At 32.7% G+C, this 814-nt stretch carries 1 protein-coding gene; it reads left to right on the top strand.

The window, feature by feature from the left end:
- Window positions 1-791: coiled-coil domain-containing protein (locus CXF61_RS13985; RefSeq protein WP_193834162.1), on the top strand; the 791-nt coding region annotated here is incomplete at its 5' end.
- Window positions 792-814 lie beyond the last annotated feature (23 nt).

Genomic DNA, 814 nt, shown 5'->3' with positions numbered 1-814 from the left:
ATATTAAGAATGCACCATTAACTTTGAATACTATTAGAGAAATGCCTATAGAATTGGCAGGTCGTTTAGGTGATATATATTTCATTTCAGACGAACTGACTAACCTAGATGTTTTCGAAAAATTTGGCTACCCTGATTTTACAGATATGCAAATGATGGATAAATTACTCAATGAAAACTATGCAAATGAACAAGTTATTGTGCGTAAAAGACTTCATGATCTTGCGCTAAACAGCCAAGTTAAGATTGATAAAAATGGGCTAATAAGCATAAATGAAATCCCAGAGCTAATATCACGATTTTTTTATCAGTTTATTATTCGGTTCGATAGCCTAGTTTTGTTGAGCATAGATGATTTCACACCTAAGAAAAATCAGTTTATATCTACCTTTGATAATGGAAAGTTACAGTTATTCGAGAAGTCTAATGAAGACGATATTGACATTGAACAAAACGAAGTTAAAGCCTTGAGAGAAAAAGTAAAAAGACTTGCAGCTGAAAATGAAATACTTAAAGCCAAGCTCAATGATGAGCTGAATCAAACCAAGGCTGAAGTAGCAGATGATACAGCTGATGAAGTGGAATTAAACCCTAAAACTCAAACAGCTGTCACACGTTTATTAAATGTTCTATTCCATAAGGCACGATTAGATATTACAGCTCATAAAGGAACGACCAATAAAAATATAGTTAATTCCTCAATAAGCCTTAATGCAAAAATAACCGAAAAGCCCGTAAGTCATTGGATAAAACAGGTACAGCAACTAAGAATAGACACAGAAAAAAGATAATTAAAAAAATAGGGGTATATCAC

Source organism: Psychrobacter sp. 4Dc (assembly GCF_002836715.1).
Lineage (GTDB): Bacteria > Pseudomonadota > Gammaproteobacteria > Pseudomonadales > Moraxellaceae > Psychrobacter.
Note: the sequence above shows the minus strand (reverse complement) of the source record. Positions and strands in the feature narration are given on the sequence as shown.